This is a genomic window from Gardnerella sp. DNF00550 (assembly GCF_049262685.1).
Taxonomy (GTDB): Bacteria; Actinomycetota; Actinomycetes; order Actinomycetales; family Bifidobacteriaceae; genus Bifidobacterium; species Bifidobacterium leopoldii.
The window spans coordinates 1,382,993-1,400,339 of the sequence record NZ_CP058397.1 but is presented as its reverse complement, the minus strand read 5'-3'; the positions used below and the strand labels follow the sequence as shown (position 1 = coordinate 1,400,339).

Annotated in this window: 12 protein-coding genes and 2 tRNA genes; 3 read left to right on the top strand and 11 right to left on the bottom strand. The window is 43.2% G+C overall.

Annotation, left to right across the window (positions count from 1 at the left end):
* Positions 1-2 precede the first annotated feature (2 nt).
* From HXT29_RS05650 to HXT29_RS05610, 9 genes are all read right to left on the bottom strand, one after another.
* Positions 3-2,315, bottom strand: coding sequence for a heavy metal translocating P-type ATPase (locus tag HXT29_RS05650; RefSeq protein ID WP_422118340.1), 2,313 nt, complete (start codon positions 2,313-2,315; stop codon positions 3-5).
* 325 nt (positions 2,316-2,640) lie between these two features.
* Positions 2,641-2,713 (bottom strand) — tRNA-Ala (locus HXT29_RS05645).
* A 34-nt stretch (positions 2,714-2,747) separates the two neighbouring features.
* Positions 2,748-2,821 (bottom strand) — tRNA-Ile (locus tag HXT29_RS05640).
* Between the two features lie 127 nt (positions 2,822-2,948).
* Positions 2,949-3,428, bottom strand: coding sequence for a Dps family protein (locus HXT29_RS05635; RefSeq protein ID WP_004106140.1), 480 nt, complete (start codon positions 3,426-3,428; stop codon positions 2,949-2,951).
* Positions 3,429-3,485: 57 nt separating this feature from the next.
* Entirely contained in the window at positions 3,486-4,781 is a 1,296-nt protein-coding gene (locus HXT29_RS05630) for a hemolysin family protein (RefSeq protein ID WP_391496095.1), read from the bottom strand.
* A gap of 76 nt (positions 4,782-4,857) precedes the next feature.
* Positions 4,858-5,628 carry a TIGR03943 family putative permease subunit gene (locus tag HXT29_RS05625; RefSeq protein WP_422118339.1) on the bottom strand — a complete coding sequence of 257 codons (771 nt, stop codon included), beginning with the start codon at positions 5,626-5,628 and terminating at the stop codon, positions 4,858-4,860.
* Positions 5,625-6,719, bottom strand: a complete 1,095-nt coding sequence (locus tag HXT29_RS05620; RefSeq protein WP_422118338.1) for a permease — start codon at positions 6,717-6,719, stop codon at positions 5,625-5,627. The genes HXT29_RS05625 and HXT29_RS05620 overlap by 4 nt, the downstream gene beginning before the upstream one ends.
* 55 nt (positions 6,720-6,774) lie before the next feature.
* A complete protein-coding gene (locus HXT29_RS05615; RefSeq protein WP_004106136.1) occupies positions 6,775-7,434 on the bottom strand; it encodes a carbonic anhydrase in 660 nt (219 codons plus the stop codon).
* A gap of 225 nt (positions 7,435-7,659) precedes the next feature.
* Positions 7,660-10,416, bottom strand: a complete 2,757-nt coding sequence (locus HXT29_RS05610) for a phosphoenolpyruvate carboxylase (protein WP_004119754.1) — start codon at positions 10,414-10,416, stop codon at positions 7,660-7,662.
* Between the two features lie 206 nt (positions 10,417-10,622).
* Between HXT29_RS05610 and HXT29_RS05605 the strand changes: the two genes are divergently transcribed.
* A complete protein-coding gene (locus tag HXT29_RS05605) occupies positions 10,623-12,344 on the top strand; it encodes a threonine/serine ThrE exporter family protein (protein ID WP_004106133.1) in 1,722 nt (573 codons plus the stop codon).
* Positions 12,345-12,442: 98 nt separating this feature from the next.
* Here the strand turns inward: HXT29_RS05605 and trpS are convergent, their stop codons facing one another.
* Positions 12,443-13,534 (bottom strand): tryptophan--tRNA ligase, encoded by a 1,092-nt coding sequence (gene trpS, locus HXT29_RS05600; RefSeq protein ID WP_004119748.1) that lies wholly within the window; start codon positions 13,532-13,534, stop codon positions 12,443-12,445.
* Between the two features lie 145 nt (positions 13,535-13,679).
* On the opposite strand from trpS, the gene HXT29_RS05595 reads away from it, so the two are divergent.
* The gene (locus tag HXT29_RS05595) at positions 13,680-14,060 is read left to right on the top strand and encodes a DUF3073 domain-containing protein (protein WP_422118337.1); all 381 of its coding nucleotides are present in this window, start codon (positions 13,680-13,682) and stop codon (positions 14,058-14,060) included.
* 117 nt (positions 14,061-14,177) lie between these two features.
* On the opposite strand, the gene HXT29_RS05590 is transcribed toward HXT29_RS05595, so the two are convergent.
* Positions 14,178-14,594 (bottom strand): sterol carrier family protein, encoded by a 417-nt coding sequence (locus HXT29_RS05590; protein WP_004106130.1) that lies wholly within the window; start codon positions 14,592-14,594, stop codon positions 14,178-14,180.
* 237 nt (positions 14,595-14,831) lie between these two features.
* Here HXT29_RS05590 and HXT29_RS05585 point away from each other — a divergent pair, with 237 nt between their 5' ends.
* Entirely contained in the window at positions 14,832-17,321 is a 2,490-nt protein-coding gene (locus HXT29_RS05585) for a glycogen/starch/alpha-glucan phosphorylase (protein WP_004119745.1), read from the top strand.
* Positions 17,322-17,347: the final 26 nt, after the last annotated feature.

The window sequence follows — 17,347 nt, the reverse complement described above, 5'->3', positions numbered from 1 at the left end:
TTTTATTTTCGTTCGCGCAATGCTGTTAAAGCCCACATAATAGCAACAACATCAATTGCTTCTTGCATCATTGCGCCAATAACTGCTGGAATAAAACCGAAAGCCGCAAAAATCATACTTATAATTGCCAATCCAATGCCCATCAATACTGACTGAACCATAACGCGTTTAGTATGTTTTGCTACTCTTATTGCGCTTGCAACGGAAGAAATATCGTTGTTCATAATAACTAACTGAGCACATTCAGATGCTGCCGTATCTGTGCCATCTGTTACTGCTACGCCAATATCGGATGCAGCAAGAACTGGAGCATCGTTTACACCGTCTCCAACCATCATTGTTACAGTCGAATCTTTCTTACTTTTGGCTGCATTGTAATTGTGCTTTTTTACATACGCTAATTTATCTTGCGGAAGCAAATCTGCATATATTGTGTCAATTCCAACGCTTTTACCAATTGTTGTTGCAGCTTGCAAACTATCTCCAGTAAGAATAGATATTGAGCGCGCACCAAGCGTACGCAATGCGTCAATAGTTGATTTCGCGTTATCGCGAGGCACGTCTTTTAACACAATCCGACCAACTAGCACTCCGTCAAAGGAAACATAGGTTGCCATTTCGTCTGCAGCGAGCGCATTGACTACATGTTGTGCCGCAATATGTTGTGCTGCAATATGATTCATGCCCTGTTTATCAATATCAGTTTGCTCAGTAACATACTTTCTACGCCCAACGCGCACCAAAACACCATCTACAACGCCTTGAATACCCTGACCTGCAGTTTCCTTCACACTATGCACTACTGGGTATTCTCTAACGCTAGGCAATTGCGGAGTTGAAGATGGATGCGTGTGCTCCCACAAAACTGAACCTGCTTTTGCTATACCTCCAGCGAGAATATGCTGAGAATACGTTTCTAGCACACCTGCGAGCATCACAATTCGATCAGCTTTCTGCGTAGTATCGATTACGTCTACGTTTACAACTTGCGGCTGTTTTACAGTTAGCGTGCCGGTTTTGTCAAAAAATACGTCTGTTACACGACTTAATTGCTCAAGCACATCCTGACTTTTAACAACAATTCCAAGTTTTGCTAAACGCCCAGTACCAGCCATGCAAGCAACTGGAACTGCAATAAGCAGAGGACATGGGGTTGCTAGAACCAATACTTGCGCAAATCGCAATGCGTCGCCAGAAAAGCTCCAAGCAAGACCTGCAATCGCAAAAGATAATACTGTAAACGGCACAGATAGCATGTCTGCAAATCTAACTACTGCAGCTTTAGAAGACCTAGCAGACTCAACAAGCTGCATGATTTTCTGATACTGCGAGTCTTTAGACAGCTTTGTTACGCGCATAATAAGCACAACTCCACCGTTTACACAGCCTGAAAGCACTGCAGCTCCCGCATAGACTTCTCTAGGAACAGATTCTCCGTTAATAGCACTTGTGTCTAAAATTGCAGAACCGCTTAATAATTCACCGTCAACTGGCACTGTTTCGCCAGGAAGCACAATAATTACGTTTCCTATCTTTAGCTCATCAACAGGAACTGTAGCGTAACGCTGCAAATTTGAGGAGATTTCGCTGTCTGTAGATGCTTGCAAAAATGGGCAATTATTTTGTTTACAGTTGCAATTTTGCAAGTCATTATTTTCGCAATTACTTTCGCTATTTTGCTCGCTACTATTAGATTGCTTAGAATTAGCGGCATCTACTTTTCTAAATTCAGCATGCTGGCACAGAACACACGAGCTAGGCTTGCACTGATTTTCACTCAAACATGGCGGTTCGTATGATTCATCATTTGCTTGATTATTATTCATACCATGCTCAATACCTGGCAAAGTCATAAGGTGAGCAGTTTTTGGAGCTGCGCTTACTAAAAGAGATAGATTGCGCTGAGCTTTCATATGCGCAAAATCTTCTATAGCTTCTCCAGTCCAAACCATTACAACAATCAAATAACTTGCCCAGAACTCACCAATACAAAGTGTTGTAAGCAATGCAACAAAAGCAAGTAGATCAATACCTAAAGTTCCATGCAGTAAATGTTTAATCATATTACGCAAAGAAATAACGCTCGTATATAAAACGAGAATAGCGATAATAGTTTTGCCAAGACTAATACTTATGGAAATACTGCAATTAATTTTTAAAAAATCAAAGATTTGCTGCGAAAAATTAGAAATTTGCTCACAGAAAGTAGTTAATATAGGCAAATTATACGAGTACAAAGGCGCAATAAACGGAAAAGCAAGAATTACGACTGTTAATTGTGGTGCACGACGGCAATATGCTAAAAGTTTACGCATACACTTTCCTTACGCTGATCAGGTTAACTACGCTTAAAACGCTGCTAACACACGATTTCACGCCTTGTTAACCCACTGAGCGCAACCTAAATAGCGCACTCAATACACGGCGTAAAGATACTTATGTTGATTTTTGGTTAATCCCAATTTTGGAATTAACAATGACTTTTAATTATTTATTTGTCTCTTTAATATACCATGAAGCCTTGATGAGAAACATTCTCATAAACACAAGCTTAAATAATGCAAAACCAAAACAAATCCAAAAAAATAAATTAATAAATAAAAAAAGTTCTGATTGAAAAATCAATCAGAACCCTGTTCGTGGAGCTAAGGAGACTCGAACTCCTGACCCTCTGCTTGCAAAGCAGATGCGCTACCAGCTGCGCCATAGCCCCATTCGGTATTGAATGAAATAATCACTCAATTCCGTGGGCCCGGGAGGACTTGAACCTCCGACCTCATCCTTATCAGGGATGCGCTCTAACCACCTGAGCTACGGGCCCAACTCGTACGCCTAAAACATACAAGTAGTTACATTAGCACAGACACAGAAAATGTCAAACCGCAACACGCCATAAAAAAGAAAATAGCATGTTGCGGTTTGAATCAAAAAAATTAAACAGAGGTTAATTAATCAAGATGACTGCGCATGAACCACTGGAACTTTTCCAACTGTTGAACATGATCTTGAATAATATTTGAGCTAACTAAATCAAGCTCATCAAGCTCCGCGATAGCTTTGCGATCGTCTGCAATCATATCGTTATAGTATTCAATAAGCGCTTGCAAATACTCCTTTGTGGACTTGCGACCAGTCAAAGCAAAACGCTTCCATGTACGAGCAGCAACAACATCATCAGCACGTCCAAGTGGAGAACCACCCAAAGTTGCAATTCGCTCAGCAGTTTCATCCGCCTGCGCCAAAACTTCAGCAACCTGTGGATCAAGCATTTCATGCACTGCAATAAAATCTGAACCAGTAACATTCCAATGCGCATGCTTAAGCACCAAAGCAGCTTCCTGCTCGTGGCTTAAACGATTCTGTAAAATGGCAACAGCCTTTTCACTGGCCGCTTCGTCGAGACCTGGCAAAATATGCAACAAAGCCATGTTCTATCCTTCCTTAGGTTTGTTAATACCGTTATTATTCTACTGCTATGGCTTAAACTACGCGCGGCGACGCACTTCAATCGTCGCAATACGCCTACCATCAACCGCAGTCACAGTCATATCGTAACCATCCGCATCATGCAAAACAGCTCCAACACTTCCCATTGAACCAGTATGCGCTAAAAAGTAGCCTGCAACAGTCTCATACGGACCGTCTTCAAGCTCAATGCCGGTAATGTCAGCAAAATCTTCAATGGTCATACCGCCATCAATTTTTGCAACACCATTTACAAAAGCAGTTGTTTTATTCACATTATTTTGCTCAGTTTCACCAGGCAAATCATATTCATCGCGAATATCTCCAACTAGCTCTTCTGTCATGTCCTCGAGCGTAACAATACCGTCAGTTCCACCATATTCATCGATGACAACAGCCAAATGAATACCACGTTTACGAAGAAGTTCCAGGCTCGGCAATAGTTTGGAAGTTCCAGGAAGACTAATTCCTTCGCGAGTTACATCTGCAACAGTTTTTGCATTTGGATCACGCACATCTAGCAAATCGCGAACATGCACAAAACCTATAACATCATCAAAATCTTTGCCAATAACAGGGTAGCGAGAATACGGAAGCTCACGAATTTTCGCGGCAGCTTCTTCAAGGCTCAATGAACCATCCAAAAACTCAACATCAGCACGAGGACGCATCACTTCAGCAACAATAGTTTCCGAAGCATCAAACACGTCATCCAAAATATTGCGCTCATCCTGACTTAAACGCTTATTGCTATTGACAAGCACGCGCAATTCTTCGTCAGAAACTTCGCTTTCCTTCTCGTTAGGATCAAACCCAAGAAGGCGCACAAAACCGTTAGTATTCTTACCAATAAGCCAAATTAAAGGCTTGCAAATCTTTGAGAAAATATCTACTGCCGGCACAACCGATCGCGCAATCTGCTCAGCACGCTGCATAGCAATACGTTTCGGAACTAATTCAGAAATAACAATAGAACAGTAAGAAATAACAAGAGTTAGGAAGATTGTTGTAAGTGGGCCAGCAACGTGCGAAGAAACACCCCATGAACATACAACCGGCACAACATACGGAGCTAAAGCAGACTCACCAAACGATGCAGAAAGAAAGCCAGAAAGAGTTACCCCAATTTGTAGAGCAGATAGAAAAGTGTTAGGATCGCGGGCAATTTTTGCAACTCTAGCACCACGCGCATCCTGCAATTCCATGCGATCAATTTGCGAACTTCTCAAGCTCACTAAAGCTAATTCGGTTGCCGCAAATACGGAACCAAATAGCAAAAAAATCATAATGAGTAGAATATTAAAACCAATCGCCATACTTGTTATCTTAGTTTACTTCTATGCGATATCAACAATTCTAAAATAATTATCACCATTAACGAAGATAAATTATTTATGGGCGATAAAAATATCCAGTTGGAGCTTGAGCTGTTTGCATTGATATAACGTGCAGCACAACTCCAGGATGCTGATATCCAGGAATGCCAATATTGCCTCTAGAAACGCGTGCACGAACACGCACCCATTCATGATCTTGAATTTCGCCAATATTTGATTTTTCGGCAACTAATCCAAACGGAGACATGTCGAGAATACAGCATGACATAAGCTGACGAGATACCCTAAATTGATTTGCATTCAACGTAGAATCTCTGCTAACAAAACCTGTAAGAGTAATCGTGTATCCATCATATTTTGCAGCATTATGATCGATTTCGTCGTACCAGGAGCCGAAATCATCATCATCAACTGTTATCTCATGAGATTTTTCATACAATCCTGGCAAAGGATAATTTTGGCTACGAATAGCAATAGCACGACCACCAGCATACTGGTCAAATCCATCTACACTAATATTTTGAGCGTAACGCAAAGGAACAATAATAAGTAGCGCAGGAACAACGAAAGCTACAAGCATTCGCCAAGCATCGCGCGAAGAAACAGGAAACCATCCAATCGCAGCGCATATAGACAGAATAAATAGCAAAATAGCAGTAATTAACAAATAATAATATGCTCTAGGCGTAGTAAAAAGCGTATATTGACCGCTTAAAGTAACTTCCGCAATTATGACTGCAAAAAATAGCAATAAAATAGCTTCTACCAATTGAGCTAAAGTGATTTTTTTACAAGCATTATGCTCAACACATTTTTGTTTTTTCATGCGATGAACCCCCAAGCCCAGTGAGCTAATAATGACGCTAGGAAGCACGCAAAAGCAATAGTTAATGTTAAGCGCCACACAAATTTACCACGGCAATCCTCAACGAGCATAAGCGTATTCTTTAAATCAAGCATAGGACCAAACAGCAGAAATACTAGCACCGACGACATAGGCAATGATGTTGCTAAACTTCTTGCAATTACAGCATCTGAGCTGGAGCATAGAGAGCTTGCGTACGCAATAGCCATCATTACAGGAATAGCAATTAACACATTACTCACTTGTACGCGAGAAGCAGGATCAGCTCCGAGCCATGCGCGAATTACAGAAGCAACTATAGTTCCACATACAATAATTGGAATTAATTTTATTAAATCCTGATGTATATGCTGCACATATTTGCGAATTTGCGCAGAAATACTATGCTTTTCAATATTATTTTTTGTGAGATTACTTTCGTTATTCAATTCGCAAGAACAATGTAAAGAAGATTTATTTTCTACTAAAATTTTCTTACGCAAAATATTGGTTTTTGAAGGGAATATAACAAAACTTAATCCAACCAGTAATGCAACACCAACACCTAGAGCAATACGCATAATAGCAACAGCTGGGGCGTCAGAGAACGCATAAAATGTTGCTAATACAGATACTGGATTTACAACAGGAACTGCACATAGAAAAGTTATGGCGCACGGTAATGGTAGTTTTCTTGCAACTAAACGAGAAAACGTTGGAACTACTACACAATCACAAACAGGCACGCAAACGCCAGCCAATATGGCAGCCAAAAAACCGTTTGCCGTAGATTTTGGAGCATGTTTCTCAATAAAATCAGCAGTTACCCAAGTTTCTACTGCAGCAGAAACAAGCACACCTATGAGAGTAAAAGGTATCGCTTGTAGCAACAAACCGGAAACACCTCGAATTGTTGTATCAATGAGAAACCAAGGATGTCTCCCCTGTAAAGCAGGAGCAGCTGCAATAATAAAAGCTACTAAAGGAGCTCCAACAAGCAAGAAAAGATAATTCGCAGAATTAGAGGAATTCGCAGAATTCGCACCAAGCGTACCTTTAGATGATTGATTCATATTTGTAACCTAACAACGTATTAATAATTCTGTTAAAAATGCGACTACATGCTACTTAGCATGAAAGAACCTCTACCAAACCATCCTTCATTCTATACCTAGCACCAACTAGCATGAGGTTATCATTAAAAGCGGATTCACGAATAGTTTGAGATTTATTACATATTTCAGCAAGAATATTAGATACATGGATTCGTTCAATATCATCCGTGTTTAATTCTTCTTCAATACCAGCAAGTGCAGCAGGACCTAAAGAACGAAGCAATATTGACTCGCTAGACTCAATTATTTCGCTTGTTTCATCTTCGCCGTATTTAGAAACCAGCTTTTGCACATTCGGCAAAACGGCTTGTACTGCACCGCAATGCTCGTGCCCAAGCACAACAAGCACTTTTACTCCCAAATCGCTTACAGCGTATTCTAAAGATGCAATTACAGCATCATCAAGCACTTCACCTGCAGTGCGAACAGAAAAAATATCACCTAAACCGGCACCGAACACAAATTCTGGAGCAACGCGCGAGTCAGCACAGGAAAGAACAACAGCTCCAGGATGCTGACCTTCAATAAGAGATAATCTCGTTTCTTCACTAAGCCCATCGCAATTTAATGAGCCTTCTGCAAACTTACGATTACCAGCTAGCATCGCGCTCCACACAGATGTAGCCAAAAGTGAATCTTCTTTTAAAAGATCTTCTTTGACTGTCTCGTGCATTATTACCTCCTTGTATTGATGCGCTTGCGCAAAGGACGAATACAAGCTATCAACAAATTTTGAAAACACTTCGACTTATAAAACATATTCTATCGTTACTGTGTTAAATAGAAAATATGCTATAAAAGCTAACAAAATTTATAAAATATGATTGTAAAAAGAAAAGCCAACGCACAGCTAATAAAGCAGCACGAAGGCTTTTCTTAATCATATAAACTTATAAAATCATCCAGTATTCTGCAAGCCTGCAGCAACACCAGAAACAGTGCAAAGAATAAGGTAGATGAACTCTGCCTGCTGGCTTTCGCTAAGCTCTTCTTTGTCTACCTTGTTGCGAAGCTTGTGCAATGCAAGCGACTGGATTACAGACAGCGCGTCAACATAAGGCGAGCGCACACGAATAGCCTGACCAAGCACGTGACGGTGCTGCAAAGGCCACTTGTCGTCAACAATTTGCAAAACCCACTTACGAGTAAGCTGCATTTCTGAAAGTACTTTATCGCTCAAATCTTCACGATCTCCAAGGCTTAAGTACATGCGAGCAATACGCTCATCTGTCTTAGCCAAAGACATCTCAATATTGTCAATAAAAGTACTGAACAGCGGCCACTCTTCGTAAGCTCTGCGCAAAGTTTCCAAGTCACCAAACTTTTCACAAGCCGTGCCCAAACCGTACCATGCTGCCAAGTTGATTCGAGCCTGAGCCCAGGAGAACACCCACGGGATTGTGCGCAAATCGTCCAAAGACTTCGCACCCAAACCGCGCTTAGCTGGGCGAGAACCGATTGGTAGCAAGCCAATCTCGCTAAGCGGCGTAACCGTGGAGAACCATGGAGTAAAATCATCCGTTTGCAACAAATCAAGGAAGCGCTCATGAGCTGCAACATCAAGTTTTGCAGCCATATCCGCATACTTCTTCGTCATATCAGTGTTAGTTTTCTCAACACTTGGCGAAGACTGAAGCAAAGTTGCAGAAGCAACAGATTCAACGTGACGAATAGCAAGAATTGGATTGCCATATCGTGCGAAAATAACCTCGCCCTGCTCAGTAAGCTTGAATCGGCAGTTGACGGAGCCAACAGGCTGAGCAAGCACTGCACGGTTTGCAGGACCGCCACCGCGACCAACAGCACCACCGCGGCCGTGGAACAGTGTCAAATCAATATCATGCTTCTTAGCCCATTGAGCAATTCGCTCCTGAGCGGAATGCAAAGCAAGCGTTGCGGAAGTAGGGCCAGCATCCTTGGAAGAATCCGAATATCCAAGCATAACTTCCATCTTGCGACCAGTAGCCTTAAGACGAGCTTGCACTTCAGGAATTTTAATAATCTCCTCAAGCACATTTACGGAATTCTGCAAATCTTCAAGCTGCTCAAACAGCGGAATGACGTCGATTGTTGGCGCATCCTGTGGATGAGCGAAAGCAAGACGATTTAGCTCAAATACGTCACGTACATGCTGAGCAGATTTTGCGAAGGAAATAATGTAGCGTCGAGCAGCGCGCATACCGTTGCGCTTTTGAATTGCTCCCAAAGCGCGGAACGTATCGAGTACTTCACGAGTCATTGGCTGAAGCGGACCGCGTTCGCCATGCAATCCATGTTCGCGAATATCTTCCAAAGCACGAGAATGCACGAGAGAATGCTGACGGAATTCCATTTCAACCATGTGGAATCCAAAGGTTTGCGCCTGCCAAATCAAATCCTGCAAAGGACCATATGCAGCACGAGGATCTCCGCCTTCTGCCAAAGAGCGTTGCACAATTTGCAAATCCTCAATGAAATCTTCGCAAGAATGATACATCAAATCCGTATCGCGGCTAATAGTGCGATGCAAACGGTCAGCCATTACAAGCATTACAGCACGATGCGGCTCACTGTTAGAAACATCCGAAGCGTTTTCTGTAAGCTGTTCGCTCATTTCGCGCTGACGATTCCACAACTCAAGCAACTCCACACTTGGAGGCGTTGTGCGCGTTTCCATAGTTAAGCATTTTCCAACTTCGCGAGTACGATTCTCCAAAGCCACAAGCACGTGATCGCTAAACTTTCGAGCGACTTGACGACTCACTTTAGCTGTCACATTAGGGTTGCCATCTCGATCTGAACCAATCCAGCTTCCTGGATGGAAGAATGCAGGGCAACGCGGAGGAACTAATCCAGCCTTCTTGCCAAGCAGCCAATCGTCAAATCGACGATACACGACTGGAATCGTGTCAAACAAAGTAGCGTCAAAAATGTCAAGAATAGTGTCGGCTTCTTCAACTGGAGTTGGCTTCTTCAAAGCAATCGGAGAAGTGCGAAGAAGCGCATCAATTTCGTTATAGAGACGACGATAATTTTCGCGCTTATCAGATCCGCCTAAACGATGATGTTCGCTTAATAATTGCGAAATTCTGCGAATTTTACCTGCAACGGCTTTACGACGAGCTTCGGTTGGGTGCGCAGTAAATACAGGATGGAACTCAAGCTTTGCGAGCAATTCTTTCGCTTCAGCAGGGCTCATTTCAGTAAGCAACTTGTGATAAGCACAAGTTAGTTCATTAACTGGATCAACCGGTAACGAATCTTCAACTTCACATTCACGCTGATGAAGTACAGAAACACGATAATTTTCCTCGCACAAATTTGCCAAGTGGAAATATGTTGCGAAAGCACGAGCTAAAAGCTGCGTATCGTGCAAATTCATTCCGTTGAGCTTGCTAACAGCTTTACTTAAGCCATCATCTGCAGTTACTTTTGCGTCTACCATTTGCGCAAAATGAGCTGCACTAGCTTCTACAGCATTCAAACGCACATCGTCGAATACTGCTAATAATTTTTCATCAAATTCGCCAAGAACATCGCGAAGAATATGCAAGCACAAATCCATGTCTTGCTTAAGTGATGCTGGAAGGTCACGCTCCTCTGGGCCTTTTCGCCCTAAACCAGACGTAACAATAGTTGCGTCTGCCGGAGTAACCTGCTGATTTTCTGTTGCCATCAGACCTCCTTACGCCAGACTAAGGTTGCTTGGTCGTCTGACTTCCGCGGCTCCTCCGCGGTTATGTAGGTCAGAAGTTGCAAGCCCACAGCCTTGTTTCCAGCGAGATACCAAGTTAATTGTGAAACTACCACCGGACGTAGTAAAGAATGCTGATTTATCAACAAAATATAACTCGGCAACGGGGTTGCGTATACTAAAAAATTGTGAGTACAGCAGAGAATAATATCGAGAATAATGAATACGACAACAGCATCAACAACTGCGATTGCGATAAGCCTGAAATTCTTTCGACTGGTCATATAGTCGGAAAACCTTCTGGGCGTTTTCATACTCATGCTATTCCACTCGATATGGACGATGTTGAGCGAGATTGGGATAAGCCAGTTACGCAAGCAGGAATTGCTGCGAAATCGAGTATTATTATTCGCGTCGGTGCGCTCGGTTTAGGAGCAGGCACAGGAAGCTACCGAGTTCGCGAGCTTATGCACAGAATCGGCGAACCAATGGGTGTACATGTGCGCGCGGACGTGAATCTCACAGATATTGAAGCAACTTGTACTGATAAGCATGAGCGAATTACTGAAGTTGTAGATCTTCCAACCACAGGTGTTAACACTGAGCGCATTTGGCTTCTAGAACATTTTGCAGATTGGTTTAACGTCAAGCTTGGAAACGATTCTTTATATCACTCTAAAGCTGCTGTTTCTAAGGAATTAGTTGACACATTGCAAGCGAGCGACGACGAACATACCATTGTACAAACAGCTAAGCAGTCTGAAGAAAATGCTACTAAAATTGCAAAAAAGAAAGCGTTGCAAGAAGCTATAAAAAAAGAAAAACCACGCGGCATTTTTGCATTGCAGCCAGAAAGTGCTTACGCTGAACATTTTTCGCACGTAAACGCATCTAATAGTAATGACGAATCTAAAAATGATCATCCTCTTACAGTTAGGGAAGTACACGACCGTCTTGATTTGATTAAAAATAGGAAACCGCTATACAAACCGTGGTTTGCTGGTCTTGCTTCGGCAGTTGCTTGCGCATCCTTTGCGTTCTTGCTTGGCGGCGGCATTTACGACATGATTGGTGCTTTTATTGGAGCAGGAATCGGTCACTATATTCGTCGCAGAATGTTTATGAAGCATCTAAACCAGTTTGTAGTTACATTCGTAGCTGTTGCAATAGGTGCACTATCATGCATTGGGGCTTTACGTCTTATTGGCTTCTTTGACCCTAGCGCGCTCAATCATACAACTGCATATATTGGTTCAGTGTTGTTTGTTATTCCTGGATTCCCTCTTATTACAGGCGGCTTAGATATTGCAAAAATTGATTTCCCTTCAGGAATTCAACGACTGTGTTACACAATGGCGATTATTTTGATGGGAACTCTTGCAGGATGGACGGTTGCAAGCCTTGTACAGCTCAATCCTCAAGGCTTCCCTCCTCTCGGATTAAACCCTTGGCTTAACACAGTTCTTCGACTTATTACAGCTTTTGCCGGAGTATGGGGCTTCTCAGTGCTGTTTAATTCTCCACAACGCATGTGCATAGTTGCTGGCATTATTGGCGCTATTACAGATACTCTTCGCTTAACTATGACAGATTTTGGAGTTGCTGCCGAAATTGCAGCTTTCAGCGGTGCTTTATTGGCAGGTTTGCTAGCTTCTGCTTGGAGAACTATCGTTCGTCACGGATTAGCGCCTCAATATTTGGGTTATCCACGAATAGGTCTTACGGTTCCATCTATCGTAATTATGGTTCCTGGACTTTATATGTATCGCGCAATGTTTTATCTTGGTCAATTCCACACGCTTCCGGCGTTAGACTGGACTTTCCGCGCTTTCATGGTAATTATTTGCTTACCTATTGGTCTTGCTGTAGCACGCGTTATTACAGATAAAAGCTGGCGTTACGACGTGTGATGTTCTAAGTTTCAGCCCGTTAATTTTTAACAAAAAGCCGCTTACAAGTTTTCTTGCGAGCGGCTTTATTTTTTATTACTTTACTTATTGAAATTTAATTAATACTTCATTCCCATAGCATCTCGCACTTGGGAAAGCGTTTCTTCTGCAATAGCATTTGCACGCTTATTGCCGTCATGTAAAATGTCTCGAACAGTATCCATGTCTTTTGCAAGTTCTGCACGACGCTCACGGTGAGGTGCCAAGAAATTATTTACATTTTCAATTACGTAAGCTTTCAATGCGCCAGCACCAGCGTTGCCAATTTCTTCAGCAATCTCTTTAGGATCCCTGCCTGTAACTAAACCTGCGGTAGTAAGAAGCGCAGAAACTTGCGGACGAGTTACCGGATCAAAAGTAATCATCCTCTCAGAATCAGTTGGACTCTTCTTAATTAATTTGGCAGTTTCCTCGGCAGTAGCTCCGAGCATAATCGAATTACCGTAAGATTTACTCATCTTTCGTCCGTCCAATCCTGGAATTTCAGGAGCATCAGACAAAATTGCTGCTGGCTCTGGGAACACTGGATTCTTTTTTGCATATCGCTCATTAAAACGACGCGCGATCGTACGAGTAATTTCAACATGCGGCAAATTATCTTTACCAACCGGCACAACATTAGCTTTGCAGAACAAAATATCGCAAGCCTGGTGCACTGGGTACGTAAGGAGCAATCCGGTTAAAGCATGTCCAGATGATTCCATTTCCGACTTTACAGTAGGATTCCTGTGTAATTCTGCTTCTGTAACAAGCGAAAGGAAAGGCAACATAAGCTGATTTGCTGCAGGAACTGCGGAATGAGTAAATATCATTGTTTTTTCAGGATCAATTCCGGCAGCCATATAATCCAGCACTAAATTCAAAACATTATCTTCAATATGCTCAGTAGTGTCACGATCAGTAATTACTTGATAATCTGCAATAATAATATTAGTTTTTACTCCGCGCTGCTGCATTGCAACACGCTCACGAATAGATCCAAAATAATGTCCTAAATGCAAACGGCCAGTTGGGCGATCTCCAGTAAGCATAGTAAAAGACGAAGGGCTAGCTTTTAACTTTTCAAGCGTTGCATCTGAACGTTTACGCGCTGCAAGGAAGCTTGCGCTCATCTCATTACCAGCAGCTGTAACCTGTGCTTCTTCCGGCATTTTAGGCTCCTTAATTGTGCGTATTTTTACGCTGAAAATATGGCTTTTATGGTAAAAGTTTACACAGACAATATACTCGGTTGCGGTTAAGTGGTACGCTCTTGTGTGATGAACTGATTGTTACTTAATTTTTAGAGGGGGTCAGATGGGCCGCGGACGACAGAAGGCAAAGCAACAGAAAATTGCCCGTAAGCTCAAATACCTGACGACCGATACGGATTATGACGAGCTTGCTAAGGAACTTAATTCCAGCGAACCCGGACAAGGATCCTTCGATCCATTTGCGTCGAGCGAAAGCTATGAGGAAGATACATATCTTCCAGGAGAGAATGACACAGATCAAGAAAATGATGCCGTTGATGCTTCCAACGAAGATGATTTAGACGAGTATGCTAAGTGGGCTGCGGAAGCAGCTGCGAAAGCCGTGAGCAGCGAAAACTCTTCTACAAACTCGGGAGCACACACGCCAGCGCATCATCATATCCCTATGCCAATTCCAAACTTCATACACAAGCACGACAATTAAAAATTAAATTTTATTAAAATTATTTTATTTACGTATCCTGGGCATTCGAAATACTGTTTGCTCAGGATATTTGTAAATACACGCTGTCAATACGCAATTAAGCTACATAAAGCCAACTTACAGCGGCAAAATATCGCTTAAATCATCACGCTCGCCAATTGCACTTATGTTGCCAAAGTCCTGTTCCTGATGCCATTTAGTAACACCACTCGCTAATCGAAGCCATACTTTAGGCTCAAGTTCAATAACATCTGGCGGCGTGAGATTATGCGGATCCGAAGCTGGTCCTTCCAAAATTTTTACTGCACCAAAAGGAGCAACTCTTACTTCTACTGCACACCCAGGCACCTTATTTTCAAGAAGATATAGCGAATATCTAACTGCTAAAGCTTCGTCGCTTAAAGAGATATTTAAAATATTACTATTTATTTGCGTAGCTTCTACGCCATCGCCAAGTGCTTTAATAGCTGATTCGCGCCAGGATTGCCAAGCACATTGTCCTCGTTTTATATCTCGTTCAAGTATTACTGACATACTTTTTATTATCTTCTAAACAACCTACTTTCAGCAATATATTTGTATTAAGACGTTATATACAAATATTTAAAGGGGTTAGGTTGTGGTATTCTTGGGGTTATCGTGTGCATTCACATGCCTCTTGTAGTTATCTGCAAAGGTTATCTGCAAAATGGTGGTGGTTTAATTGCCTAAACACAAAGTTTTAGGCTGCACACTTTTAGGAAATATATCAAACGGCACAAGGAGTCAAATATGACTAAACACGTCGCGCCGAAAGCCAAAACTACTGCGACGGCATTTGCCAAAGAACTTCAAGAGCACCTCAAGTACACCCAGGGTGTAACGCCAGAGCAGGCCACTACGGCAGATGTGTATGTTGCCGCTGCTACCGCAGTTCGTCGTCACTTGATGGACTCTTGGATGCAGACTCAGCATGACATGGTTAATGGCAACACCAAGGCTGTGGGCTATTTGAGCGCAGAGTTCTTGATGGGTAAGCAGCTTGAGAACGCTTTGTTGAACGCTGGTCTTACTGACCAATTCAATAAGGCTGTTACTAAGCTTGGCTTTGATCCAAAGGCTGTTATCGATGCTGAGTATGAACCAGGTTTAGGTAACGGCGGTTTGGGTCGTCTCGCAGCCTGCTTCATCGATTCACTCGCCTCTATTGGCGTTCCAGCATTTGGCTACGGCATCCAGTATCGTTACGGCATCTTCAAGCAGCGCTTTGATGAAGAAGGTAAGCAGGTTGAAACCCCTGATTACTGGCTTAGCAATGAAGAGCCATGGGGTCACATTGATTATGGTCGTGACCAGCGCGTCAACTTCGGTGGTGAAGTTGTAGAAGAAAACGGCAAGCGCGTTTGGAAGCCAGCTTGGTCTGTTCGTGCAGTACCAGTTGACTACATGGTTCCAGGTTATAATTCTGGTCGCGTAAACACTCTTCGTTTGTGGACTGCTAAGTCTTACGACGAGTTTGATTTGCTCACCTTCAACAAGTCTGATTACTTGGACGCTGTTAAGCCACAGGTTGCAGCGGAAAACATTTCTAAGATTCTTTACCCAGAAGATTCCACTCCAGAAGGTAAGGCTTTGCGTCTTGAGCAGCAGTACTTCTTCGTAGCTGCTTCTATTCATGATGCTATCCGCGTATTCTACCCAGGTCAGGATAAGCCGGATCTCACCACCTTCCCAAGCAAGATCAACTTCCAGTTGAACGATACTCACCCAGTTATCGGCATTCCAGAGCTTATGCGCGTTCTTATGGACGAGTACGGCTACGATTGGAACACTGCTTGGGGTATCACCACCAAGACCTTCAACTACACTTGCCACACCTTGCTTCCAGAAGCTTTGGAAGTTTGGCCAGCCAAGCTTATCGGCGAACTTTTGCCACGCCACCTTGAGATCATTCAGGGCATTAGCGAGCAGTTCCGCAACGAGCTTCGCGGTAAGGGCGTTGCTGAGGATCAGGTTGAGCGCATGCGCATCGCTACCGATGCTGACGAAAATGGCGAAGGTGCTGTAGTTCGCATGGCTTACTTGGCTACCTACGGCGGTTCTTACGTTAACGGTGTTGCTGAGCTTCACTCTGAGTTGTTGAAGGATGTCACTTTGAAGGACTTCTCCAGCGTTTACCCAGATAAGTTCAAGAACGTCACCAATGGTGTAACTCCTCGTCGCTTCGTGCGTTTGAGCAACCCACGTATGTCTGCTCTTATCACTGAGGGCTTGGGCACCGACGCTTGGCAAGGTAATTTGGAGCTTCTCGAAGGTTTGAAGCCATTGGCTGACGACAAGGCATTCGTTAAGAAGTTTGCTGAAGTCAAGAAGCAGAACAAGCTTGCCTTCGTTGATTTCGCAAAGCAGAAGTATGGCTTTGAGATCAACCCAGACACCATGTTCAACACCATCATCAAGCGTTTGCACGAGTACAAGCGCCAGTCCATGAAGATCCTCCAGGTCATCTCCATGTACGCTGGAATTAAGAACGGCACAATCGACGTCGACAAGATGCTTCCACGCACCGTGTTCTTCGGCGCTAAGTCTGCTCCAGGCTATGCTATGGCAAAGCTCACCATTCAGCTCATTAACAATGTTGCTCGCGTGGTGAATAACGACCCAGCATGCAAGGGCAAGCTCGCTGTGTTCTTCCCACCAAACTACAACATCGAGTTGGCTATGAACTTGATTCCTGCCACCGATTTGGATGAGCAGATTTCTCAGGCTGGTAAGGAAGCTTCCGGTACTGGTAACATGAAGTTCGCTTTGAACGGTGCTTTGACTGTTGGTACTCTCGATGGTGCAAACGTTGAGATTCGCGAACGCGTTGGCGCTGAGAACTTCTTCCTCTTCGGCATGACCGTTGACGAGGTTGAGAAACTTTACGCTGAAGGCTACGATCACGGCGGCTCCCGTAAGTACTATGAGTCTGATCCTCGCTTGAAGACTGCTGTGGATATGGTTGCTGACGGCACCTTCTCCAACGGCGACAAGAGCGTGTATGAGCCACTCGTTAACGATTGGCTTACCCACGATTACTTCATGGCAATGGCTGACTTCAGCTCTTACATGGATATTCAGGCTCAGATTGAGGAAACTTACCGCGATCCAATGAAGTGGGCTCGCATGGCAGTCTTGAATGTAGCCAACTCTGGTTACTTCTCTTCTGACCGCTCTATCGAAGATTACCTCGATCGCATTTGGCACACTGGTGCTCTTCCAACACCTGTTGCTGAGTAATTGAGTATTCTCTAATAGCAATACAT

Coding starts and splice junctions, on each gene's coding strand:
- HXT29_RS05650 (WP_422118340.1), bottom strand. CDS start 2,315: ATGCGTAAACTTTTAGCATATTGCCGTCGTGCACCACAATTAACAGTC.
- HXT29_RS05635 (WP_004106140.1), bottom strand. CDS start 3,428: ATGGCTTTGTTGCATATTTTGCCAGGTCTCGACGAAGCGGCCAGTGAA.
- HXT29_RS05630 (WP_391496095.1), bottom strand. CDS start 4,781: ATGGCGATTGGTTTTAATATTCTACTCATTATGATTTTTTTGCTATTT.
- HXT29_RS05625 (WP_422118339.1), bottom strand. CDS start 5,628: ATGAAAAAACAAAAATGTGTTGAGCATAATGCTTGTAAAAAAATCACT.
- HXT29_RS05620 (WP_422118338.1), bottom strand. CDS start 6,719: ATGAATCAATCATCTAAAGGTACGCTTGGTGCGAATTCTGCGAATTCC.
- HXT29_RS05615 (WP_004106136.1), bottom strand. CDS start 7,434: ATGCACGAGACAGTCAAAGAAGATCTTTTAAAAGAAGATTCACTTTTG.
- HXT29_RS05610 (WP_004119754.1), bottom strand. CDS start 10,416: ATGGCAACAGAAAATCAGCAGGTTACTCCGGCAGACGCAACTATTGTT.
- trpS (WP_004119748.1), bottom strand. CDS start 13,534: ATGCCGGAAGAAGCACAGGTTACAGCTGCTGGTAATGAGATGAGCGCA.
- HXT29_RS05595 (WP_422118337.1), top strand. CDS start 13,680: ATGGGCCGCGGACGACAGAAGGCAAAGCAACAGAAAATTGCCCGTAAG.
- HXT29_RS05590 (WP_004106130.1), bottom strand. CDS start 14,594: ATGTCAGTAATACTTGAACGAGATATAAAACGAGGACAATGTGCTTGG.
- HXT29_RS05585 (WP_004119745.1), top strand. CDS start 14,832: ATGACTAAACACGTCGCGCCGAAAGCCAAAACTACTGCGACGGCATTT.